10 protein-coding genes and 1 pseudogene are annotated in these 9794 nt (G+C 30.7%); 6 read left to right on the top strand and 5 right to left on the bottom strand.

Annotated features, from left to right (window positions below; all coding sequences use genetic code 11):
• The 4 genes and pseudogenes from FC55_RS09375 to FC55_RS10180 form a co-directional block, all read right to left on the bottom strand.
• Positions 1-263 (bottom strand): PTS transporter subunit EIIB (locus tag FC55_RS09375; RefSeq protein ID WP_155512834.1); only part of this gene is annotated, 263 nt, incomplete at its 3' end.
• A 72-nt stretch (positions 264-335) separates the two neighbouring features.
• Positions 336-824 (bottom strand): annotated as a pseudogene (locus FC55_RS10175) (PRD domain-containing protein); the annotation flags it as partial.
• A 7-nt stretch (positions 825-831) separates the two neighbouring features.
• Positions 832-987 (bottom strand): PRD domain-containing protein, encoded by a 156-nt coding sequence (locus FC55_RS10275; protein ID WP_324253423.1) that lies wholly within the window; start codon positions 985-987, stop codon positions 832-834.
• Positions 978-1184: a CAT RNA binding domain-containing protein gene (locus tag FC55_RS10180; RefSeq protein WP_003699338.1), complete on the bottom strand. Its 207-nt coding sequence runs from the start codon at positions 1182-1184 to the stop codon at positions 978-980. Before FC55_RS10180 ends, FC55_RS10275 begins: the two co-directional genes overlap by 10 nt.
• 339 nt (positions 1185-1523) lie before the next feature.
• Between FC55_RS10180 and FC55_RS09390 the strand changes: the two genes are divergently transcribed.
• The 3 genes from FC55_RS09390 (at position 1524) to FC55_RS09400 (ending at position 3338) form a co-directional block, all read left to right on the top strand.
• Positions 1524-2336, top strand: coding sequence for a ParA family protein (locus tag FC55_RS09390; protein ID WP_003699336.1), 813 nt, complete (start codon positions 1524-1526; stop codon positions 2334-2336).
• Positions 2336-2671, top strand: coding sequence for a DUF5388 domain-containing protein (locus tag FC55_RS09395; protein WP_003699335.1), 336 nt, complete (start codon positions 2336-2338; stop codon positions 2669-2671). The genes FC55_RS09390 and FC55_RS09395 overlap by 1 nt, the downstream gene beginning before the upstream one ends.
• 325 nt (positions 2672-2996) lie before the next feature.
• A complete protein-coding gene (locus FC55_RS09400) occupies positions 2997-3338 on the top strand; it encodes a hypothetical protein (RefSeq protein WP_191995338.1) in 342 nt (113 codons plus the stop codon).
• Between the two features lie 120 nt (positions 3339-3458).
• Here the strand turns inward: FC55_RS09400 and FC55_RS09405 are convergent, their stop codons facing one another.
• On the bottom strand, positions 3459-5993 hold the full coding sequence (locus FC55_RS09405; RefSeq protein ID WP_035149353.1) for a M1 family metallopeptidase: 2535 nt from the start codon (positions 5991-5993) through the stop codon (positions 3459-3461).
• A 257-nt stretch (positions 5994-6250) separates the two neighbouring features.
• Here FC55_RS09405 and FC55_RS09410 point away from each other — a divergent pair, with 257 nt between their 5' ends.
• The 3 genes from FC55_RS09410 (at position 6251) to FC55_RS09420 (ending at position 9681) form a co-directional block, all read left to right on the top strand.
• Entirely contained in the window at positions 6251-7522 is a 1272-nt protein-coding gene (locus FC55_RS09410) for a sensor histidine kinase (protein WP_003699326.1), read from the top strand.
• The gene (locus FC55_RS09415) at positions 7519-8256 is read left to right on the top strand and encodes a LytR/AlgR family response regulator transcription factor (protein ID WP_003699325.1); all 738 of its coding nucleotides are present in this window, start codon (positions 7519-7521) and stop codon (positions 8254-8256) included. Before FC55_RS09410 ends, FC55_RS09415 begins: the two co-directional genes overlap by 4 nt.
• Positions 8257-8355: 99 nt before the next feature.
• A complete protein-coding gene (locus tag FC55_RS09420) occupies positions 8356-9681 on the top strand; it encodes a Cys-Gln thioester bond-forming surface protein (RefSeq protein WP_225365388.1) in 1326 nt (441 codons plus the stop codon).
• Positions 9682-9794: the final 113 nt, after the last annotated feature.

A 9794-nucleotide genomic window follows, 5' to 3' on the forward strand; every position in this document is an offset into this window, starting at 1 on the left:
GATTTACGCCCATTTGTTACTAAAACTTGATTAACTTCATCAAAAACTTGTGTAACATGATTACCGATAACAACTTGATATTGTCCCCCTGCTTTCATAACAGTAACGACACCATCCATATTATTCAGAATATCGTCATTTGCGATAGATTCATCTTTCAATTTAAAACGTAAACGAGTAATACAATGTTTTAAAGAAATAATATTTTCCTTTCCACCTACATTAGTAACAATATCTTTTGCTAAATTAGTATATTTTTCCATTATAAAATCCTCCATTTGAATTTAGTAAATGAAGGTTTAGCCAACTGAATGTAACTATCCAATAATGATTTACTAATTTGTATTTGTATGTCTAATTAATTTTTCAATATGTATAGTTAGATAGATTAATTCGTCACTTGCGAGTCTGCAATTGTATTCATTTTGTATAAAATTTAGAACTTTTTCAGCAGCTTAATAAGCATCTGGATATTGAAGTTTGATGATCTCGAGCATAGATGAATCAGTCTTTTCAACTGATATTTGGTTAGAAGAAATTCTTTGGGCCAGGTAACGCAAGTGAGTTACGAAGCGATAGTAATAAGCGGAATGTTCATCAATTTCCTGATGGCAAGCGTATTTTAAAATCTGGATTACTTTTTGGATAAATTGTGTCAATCCATCTAAATCGTCAATAGTCTGATTCATATGTGCTTCTACAATATGCATTGTAATAAAACCTGCCTCATCTTCAGGGAGTTTAATTCCAAATTGTTGATTAATAATATCTAGTGCTTCTTTACCAACCGTGAATTCTTTAGGATAGAATCTTTTAATTTCCCAAAGTAAATTATTTTTTTAATTCAACACCAGAATTATATCGTTCTAATGCACTATGGATATGGTCACTAAGAGCAATAACTTTTGAGTCACTAACTTTGGTATTAAAAATATCTTCGGCATAATTTAAAATCTGGGTGGCAACTCTAATATCTTCTAAAGAAATATTAGATAATAATTGAGAGACTGAAGATTCCTCATTATCTGATAAACTAAGAGAAAAACGTTTTCAATTAAATTTTCATCGATATTATTTCCAGGTCGTTGTTTGAAAACTAATCCTCTACCCATCAAAATGATTTCTTGATTATTTTGATCGAGAGTAATGACAATATTATTATTAATAACTTTAAAAATTTTCATAGTAGCCTCCTTTCTGAATAGTAATAAAAAAACCAATATACATCTTTGTAGAGACTACAACAAAAAAGATGTATATTGGTTTAGCTTACCCAAGCGCAATAACTATCCCAACTTACACAAGAAGAATATAGCATAAGGTAACAAAATTAGCAGCCGTTTTCTTTTGTAACATATAATATTTATTAAATACATTATATTAATATATTAACACAATGTTATAATTAAACAAAAAGAATTAACACATTGTAGGAGATTGTGGTAAACTAATTAGAGATACAAGTATACAAGTATACTTGTATATAAGTGTAAATGTGTAAATGTAGAAAGGTAGGTTAAAAGATGACTGCCACAGTATTATCATTTTTAAATTTTAAAGGTGGCGTTGGTAAAACTAGCGCTACTGCATTAGTAAGTTACAATTTAGCAAAGATGGGTAAAAAGTGTCTAGTTATAGACTTTGACCCTCAGGCTAATATCACTGCCCTATTTTTAAAAACTAAGTATCAAAATAAAGATAAAGTTGCAACTATTGAATCATCATTAATGACTGCTTTGAATAGAGAAGAAAGTTTAGATTCAATAACGATTGAAATTGAAGACAACTTATACCTTATTCCAAATGCTGTTGATTTTAGTATGTACAGTCGTTTTTTGGAAAGAAACTTTATGGATGAAAAAGAACGTATTGGTTTCTTCAAGAAGAAAGTTGATTCATTACGTGATAAATACGACTTTATCTTCATAGATGTTCCACCAACAATTTCATTACCAAACGATACAGCTTTCTATGCATGTGATCAAATTATTGTAGTTCTTCAAACTCAAGAACGTTCGTTGCAAGGTGCAGAAGTTTTGATTGAGTATCTACAAAATAGTATTGTTGATGCATATGATTCTAAAGTTGATATTTTAGGTATTTTGCCTTTCTTATCGAAAAGAAGTGCTAGCGTAGATAAAGAAATTTTAGACGCAGCTTCAGAAGAATTTGGTGATGAAAATATCTTTAATGCGAAAATTATGCAAATGGAACGTGTTAAGAGAATGGATATGACGGGGATTACTGATAATCCAAGTGATTCATGGGATAAGAAAACACATGCAGCTTTCAAGGGAGTTGCTAATGAAATTTTAGAAAGGTTAGGTGAAGAATAATGGCTGGTGGATTACTTAATCATTCTAAAAAAAGTGGACAAAACAAATTAGTTCATAGTGGACCAGTAAAAGTTGAAAATCAGGTTGAACGTGGTGATGTAGTTACTGATGAAAATACAGTAACCTTTCCTGCTAATGTTCGTGTAGATAATCATATTAGAAATCAAATAACAGCTTTAAATAATATAGGGATTGGATCAACCCAAAAAGAAGTTGTAGGGAATCTATTGAGTGAAAGAATTGAAAAGTTAAGCGATAGTGACAGGCAAAGGTTTAATCGTATCTTGAATATTTTGGAACAAAAAGATTATCTTACATCACTAAGTAAAAAATAATGGCGAAACAGAGGATAGTTCGATATTATCCTCTGTTTTTGTGTATAGTGTTAAATGTAAATAGATTATATATAATAAATAATATATTTATATAATGTTAATAGGATAATATTATGTAGACAACATTTATATAAAGTGTATAATAAAGAAAATTATTAACGTGTGGCGTTAAAAGATAATCTTGAATGGAGGGAAAGTAACGGTGAAAAATGTATGGTTGATATTAAAGTTAATAAGGTATTTGCTAGTGGGTATAATTTGTCTAACTCTAATATTTATTTATAAAGAGGACATTACTTTTCACCCGACGAAGTATACATTTGAAATGCAACATATGTATTTTTTTATTACCACAGCTATTCTCCCATTCTTTAGATTGAAACATCAAAGTTGGTTTATATCCGATGGTGAACCAGTAGTTTCTTATAAGCAAAAAGCGTTAGATTTACATCATCATGATCTTGCGCAAAATCATAAAGATAGAAAATGGACTTCAAATGGAGTCTACACGAATCCATATGAATATACGAGTGTAGATACAATGTCGCATGATAATATGTCAGAATGGCTATATAGTATAGCTAAAAGTGTGATTATGAGCATACTATTTATTTTTTTCGGACCAATTTTTATTGTAATAGGAATATATGTTAAATATAAAGGTTAAATACATATGTTAAATGTTAATGTATAATGTTATAAATATTACATATTAACATTAACACAAAGTGAGAGTAAGAAAAAGGCTAGGAAAATCATTTTCCCAGCTCTTTTTTAATATAAATATTTAATTAAGAATATCCGAAATAGCAGCATTTACATGATCTCTTTCACGTTCAATCATAGCAACACGACTTTCGATAACTTTAGTATCCATGACAATTTCGCGTATTAACCCTGGAGTATTAAGCTTAGGTTCAAAGAACTCTTTAAATTCAGCTAATCGTTGTTCTGTATGCAATGCACGTGCAGTAACTGTGATATAAGATGTAAATTCCATATCACCACCAACTGTATCTTCAAGCCATTTCCAGTCGTTACGAATCCAATCCCAAGCAACTTGTTCGCCTAGATTGTTTGAAAGAGTTCTAAAGTACCAAGTACGTAAATCTTGAGGTTTGATAGTATCTGCATCTTCGAAATGAGATACAATTTGTTGAACTTGGTTAGTATCTTTTGTTGAGGTCAATGCAAACAAAATGTCTTTTTTATATGAACTATCACTAGTTTTACGGTAATCTTCGAGTAAAGATGCAAATAATTGAGAAGAGTTGTAATTTTTAACTTCATTTTGCAATACAAGAGCACGAATATCAGAAGATAAGCTTAATAAATTATCTTGATTTTGAGTAAAGATTTCATGTGCTTCAGATTCTGCAGAAGGATTTTCAGCATATAAAGCAGCACTCAAAACAAGTGGACGAACTAGTTGATCGTCATTGCTATCAGTATCCTTTGGTAACCAAGATAAACGTTGAACTTGGTCAGCACTTAAAGTATTAACAAATTTCTTTAAGTTTGTTTCATCAGTGGAATCTGGAGTAACAAAGAATTTCAAATTATTAACAATGCTATATAAAGTTTCATTAACAATAGCTGAATCACTATTTGAAAATTCTTTTAATAATGGAATAACCTTAGAATAAGAAGCTAAACCACTATCAGCAAGGAGTCGTAAATCTTGCAACAATTGTAATTTATCAATATGTGTTAGATTTTGTGAGTTAACTAAAATATCTTCTAATAGTTCAGGAGCGTAATTAACTACAACATGAGAAGTATTTCCTACATTGAAACGTAGAGGTTTATCGGCTGCTTTTCTCAATTCTTGATAGTCACCTAAATCTAATTCCTTTTGTGTAAGTAGCTTAGGGGCTTGAGCAAAGTTTGCATGTAGAGGAACTTGCCATAAACGATCTACATTTTTACCTTCACCAATAAAGAATTGATTTTGTTCAACTACTAAATGACCATTTTTAACATTGACATTAAGAACTGGATAACCAGGTTGTTCTAGCCATGAGTTCATAATAGAGCCAATATCAAGATTTGAAGCTTCACCAAGTGCTTTCCATAAGTCAGAACCAACAGCATTATTGTATTTGTGTGACTTAAAGTAAGCTTTTAGTCCAGAACGTAAAGCTTCATCGCCAATTAGAGCACGAACCATTACTAATAAACGTGAACCTTTTGCATAAACAATAGCTGGATCAAATAGAGAATCTATTTCAGCAGGATCCTTGACTTCAACGTGAACGGATTGAACGCCATCAGTTGCATCGCGTTGTAAAGCTTGAGGTGCTTCAGATGTTTGGAATAATTCCCAGATATTCCAGTCAGGTTGTAGTGCATCGATAGCAACATATTCCATCATATTGGCGAAACTTTCATTTAACCATAGATCATCCCACCATTTCATAGTTACTAAATCACCAAACCATTGATGAGCAAGTTCATGAGCAATAACAGTTGCAACAATACGCTTTGTATCTAAAGATGTGTTATCAGGATTTAATAATAGATAAGCTTCACGATAAGTTACCAAGCCCCAATTTTCCATGGCTCCGGCTGAAAAGTCAGGTAAGGCTAGTTGCCAGGAGTGAGGGAGTGGATATGGAGTTTGATAATAATCTTCGTAAAATTCAATTGAACGTTTAGCAATATCTAAAGCAAAATCTAGTTCTTTTTTGGCATGAGCTTTAGTTGAAAATACACCGATTTTAACACCAGATTTAGTTTCAGTAAGTTTGCTTTGTAGTTCACCAAAGGCAAAGGCTACAAGGTAAGTTGACATTCTCACAGTAGTGTCAAAGTAATGCACACCATTTTCTGTCTTAACTTCTGGCATGTTGCTAAGGACAGTTTCACCTTCATGCTCGTCAAACTTTATAGCAAGATCGAAAGTAGCTTTAGCAACTGGTTCGTCAATAGAAGGAAATGCTTGACGCGCAAATGTAGTTTCAAATTGCGTACCGATAAGTTGTTTTTTTACACCATCAACTTCATAGTAAGAAGGATAGATTCCCATCATAGAATCAGTAAGCTTAGCAGAATATGATACTTCTAAATCAAGATCTCCAGTATTAGGAACATTAAAAGAGACAGTTTCAGAATTATCATCGAATTTAAAATCGGTAGAATTACCATTAACCTTTACATCAAGAATATTGAGGAATTTTTGATGTAAAGCAATTTCTTTTTGAGAAGCATTCCCAGAAATCTTAGTAACTCCCGTAAATGTTTTCTTTTCACGATTGATATCTAGATAAATTTGATAATGCTTTGGTTGGAATAAATCATACAAATGTGATACTTGTCCCATTGTTTGACCACCTTTCATTTATTAGATAAGTTAATCATACGCTTTTAAATGAGAAAAATCTATTAATACAATTAAAAAAACATATAATGTTAATATATTGTACATTTATCATTATATATAATACATAATGTATAAACATTATGTATTTAACATTATATATATGTATTAACACAAAGTAGCTAATATAGTGATTTGTAAATTTTTAAAATTTTGCTTAAAATATAATAGCCAATTAATATTTATACAAGGTGATTTATATGGGAATTTATGTTTTTGGAATGCTTTCAACTTTGATAATAGAAGTAATCACATTATCTTATTCGAGTAAAGTGAAGTTTGATTTTTTGCATATAGTAGTATTTATTTTGTTAATGGTTATTTGTATACCGATTAAAATTAGCAATTTAATTATGATTATTGGAGGAGTATTAATTACCTATCATCAAGATAATGGAAGAGACAGTTGGTTAAGATACATAATTTTTGTGATGTATTCGTTTGTCACGACATGGATTTTACAAGTAGTTCTGAATTTTTATGGAAATAAAATCTACGATTGGTTTAACTATAATAACTATTTAGGAACTTTGGTTTGTCAAAGTATAATCTTTTTAATGCAGGTAGGAATTATCTACTGGTTTAAAGATAGTTTGGAAATTTTATCAATGTCCGATTCGAGTAAAAAGAGAAAAATGGAATTGGTAGCTATTGTATTTTTAGCAATCTATTTAATTTATGGATCAACATTTAATGATAATTACAATAGTTGGTGGGTAAGTATTTATGTAATAGGATTGATTTTATTTTGGGGATATATAAGAGCGCTTGCCTTATTGGAAACTAAACGAGAACTTGATGAACTAAAAGATTTTGAATTACAGAATATTGAAAATTATGCGAACAAGATTGAAGAAATGTATCAAGGTCTTAGAAGATTCAGGCATGATTATTTGAATATTTTACTTAGTATGGATCAAGCAATTAAAAGTGGAAATTTAGAGTTGATAGAAGAAATATATACTAAAATTATGGAACCAAGTAAAGAAAAGATTAACGCAGCTTACTATGATTTGGGGAAACTGAAACATGTAAAAACTTCAGCAATTAAAAGTATTCTTTATAATAAATTTAGTTATGCAACCCGTGAAGGAGTTGAATTGGAAATTGAAATAAATGATGATGTTACGATTCAATATACAAGATTGTTAGATGCAGTTAGAATACTATCTATATTGTTGGATAACGCGATTGAAGCAGCATTGGAAAGTGAAGAGCCACGACTATTAGTAGCATATATTAAAGAGACTGATATTGAAAGAGTAATTATTGAGAATAGTACTAAAGTAGAGAGAGTAGAGATAGCCCCACTGTTTAAAGAAAATTATACAACTAAAAGTGGAAATAGGGGACAAGGGTTAGCGACTGTTAAAAGGTTGATCGGTCATTATCCCAATGTATCCTTAAAAACAAGTAGTCGTGATTATACATTTACTCAGGAGTTAGTTTTAAACAAGGAAGAAAAAAGATGAAAATATTTATTTTAGAGGATGATTCACTTCAAATTTTACGCTTGAAGTTGATTTTGGAGAGTATTCAACCAAACTTAGTGATTCAAACTTTTAAAGAATCAGACAAATTATTACAACATATTACTCAGCCAGATGAAAATAATATTTATTTGCTGGATATTGAATTAAAAAATTCTAGGTATGGTGGTTTTGAAGCTTCTCAAAGGATTAGAGAAATTGATAATTTAGGTACAATTATTTTTATTACTACGCATTCAGAGTTTATGCGAAAAACATATGAATACAGAGTAGCGGCGTTAGACTTTATTGATAAAATTCAAACAAATGATGAAATTAAACAGAGTTTGGTTACAGATTTTCAATTGATAAAAGAGAGACAAAACTTGAATGAAGAAACTGAATTTATTGAATTAGAAAGTAATTCTGAAATTTTTAGAATACCAGTATCTGATATATATTTTTTTGAAACAATTACTGACTTAACAAAGAGGAAACTTTCAGTTTATACAAAATCTCAACATTTTGTAGTCAAAGGAAATTTAAAAAGCATAGAAACTAAGAGCGATAGTTTTATAAGAGTACATAGATCGTTTGTCGCAAATGTAGGCAATATTAAAAAATTTGATAGTAAAGAAAAGAAATTATATTTTAACGAGAGTACTTATTGTCTGGTTTCTCGAAAAAATATAGGTCCATTAAAAAATATACTTAAAGAAAGATTCATGGAAATGTAAAAGAACCGTTTGGTGTAAATTTAGTACCATTCAGTGCAAATTTCTAAAAAATCATAATATTTTAGCTATACTAACAACAGTTTTTAAGGAAAGGAGGATATGTTTTTTATAATGAAGGTTATGCGGAAAATTGTTGTTGGTTTAGTATTTTTATTAGGTTTTGTAATTAATTTTCATTTTGAAGATGGTCATGTTTCAGCTGATAATATTGATCGCTATATTGCTTATGTTGGTCAGTCACAAGATTCATATGGGATGCCAATTTATGTACAAAATTTAAGTACAGGAAAAGTTGATGTTGCTTATTGTATAAATGAATCAAAGAAGTTACCTTATTCAGCAGTGTATAACAGATTTGATGCGACACCAGAACGATTGATGGCATTAGATAATCCGCTGGTAGATAGGGAGCAGTTACCAGATATTATTAAAAGAATCATATACAATGGCTATCCATTGAATGCTACTAAGTTGCAAGGAAAACTATCCAACGGTGCTTTCAGAAGACTTACTCAACTTGCAATTTGGCATTATAGTGATTCATATAATGTAAATGAAAATGAATTAACACAAGAAGAAAGAATGGTATATAACGAATTGATACGAAGTGTCAGTCCAGTACCGGTAAATTTAAACTTAAATATATATGTAAGAGATGACAGTACATATCAAGACTTGCTAGGGACAAGTTTTGGTCAATTACCTGAACATCCACAATTTAATTCAAGTAGTTCAGTTTCAAGTAGCTCGAGTTCGAAACCTTCAAGTTCTAGTTCCTCATCAAGCATTGAATCTTCAAGTTCAAGCATACCTAGTTCTTCCAGTTCGGTAACTAAGGCTGAGAGTACTTCTAGTTCCTCTTTGGTAAGTTCAAGTAGTTCGGTTTCTAGTAGCGTATCCCAGACTGAAACTTCAACTGTTAGCTTAAGTAGCTCTAGCTTAAGTAGTTCAAGCTCAGTAACAAAAGCTGAAAGTACTTCATCCAGTTCAAGTAGCTCAAGTGAACAACAAGAATCAAGTTCCTCGTCTAGTGTTCCAAGTTCAAGTAGCTCAAGTTCTGTGGAAAGTTCTAATGTAAGTTCAACTTCTAGTGTAAATAGTAGCTCAAGTAGTGAGCAAACCTCCAAAGTCTCAAGCGAACAAAGCAGCTCATCTTCTTCAGAAATTAGTAGTGTACCATCTGTTGCGACATCTACAAGTAGTTCGAGTTCTACTAGTAGTGAAAAGGTGATTCCTGTTGAGACAAGTTCAAGTTCATCAAAGAAAGAATTAGTAAGTAAGAAAGTTAATTCATCGGTCAAAGTAGATAAGAAAAAAGATTTACCGCAGACAGGTGAGAAACATAACGAAGTCTTATGGCTAAGCATACTAGGGTGTATAGTTCTTGCTGGTTCGCTTTGGATATTTGAAAGAAAATACAAATAAAGCTAATGGTTTCAAAAAAGAGAATATATAATTTATTTATCCTGAATTTAATACGTTTATCGTAAATATAGTAGAAATAGGCACTTTGAAGTGCCTTACAATTGTTAGACAAG

Source organism: Ligilactobacillus salivarius DSM 20555 = ATCC 11741 (assembly GCF_001435955.1).
Lineage (GTDB): Bacteria > Bacillota > Bacilli > Lactobacillales > Lactobacillaceae > Ligilactobacillus > Ligilactobacillus salivarius.

Excerpts from the sequence above, each read along its gene's own strand:
- FC55_RS10180 (WP_003699338.1), bottom strand. The coding sequence starts at position 1,184 with ATGAAAATTTTTAAAGTTATTAATAATAATATTGTCATTACTCTCGAT.
- FC55_RS09390 (WP_003699336.1), top strand. The coding sequence starts at position 1,524 with ATGACTGCCACAGTATTATCATTTTTAAATTTTAAAGGTGGCGTTGGT.
- FC55_RS09395 (WP_003699335.1), top strand. The coding sequence starts at position 2,336 with ATGGCTGGTGGATTACTTAATCATTCTAAAAAAAGTGGACAAAACAAA.
- FC55_RS09400 (WP_191995338.1), top strand. The coding sequence starts at position 2,997 with ATGCAACATATGTATTTTTTTATTACCACAGCTATTCTCCCATTCTTT.
- FC55_RS09405 (WP_035149353.1), bottom strand. The coding sequence starts at position 5,993 with ATGGGACAAGTATCACATTTGTATGATTTATTCCAACCAAAGCATTAT.
- FC55_RS09410 (WP_003699326.1), top strand. The coding sequence starts at position 6,251 with ATGGGAATTTATGTTTTTGGAATGCTTTCAACTTTGATAATAGAAGTA.
- FC55_RS09415 (WP_003699325.1), top strand. The coding sequence starts at position 7,519 with ATGAAAATATTTATTTTAGAGGATGATTCACTTCAAATTTTACGCTTG.
- FC55_RS09420 (WP_225365388.1), top strand. The coding sequence starts at position 8,356 with ATGTTTTTTATAATGAAGGTTATGCGGAAAATTGTTGTTGGTTTAGTA.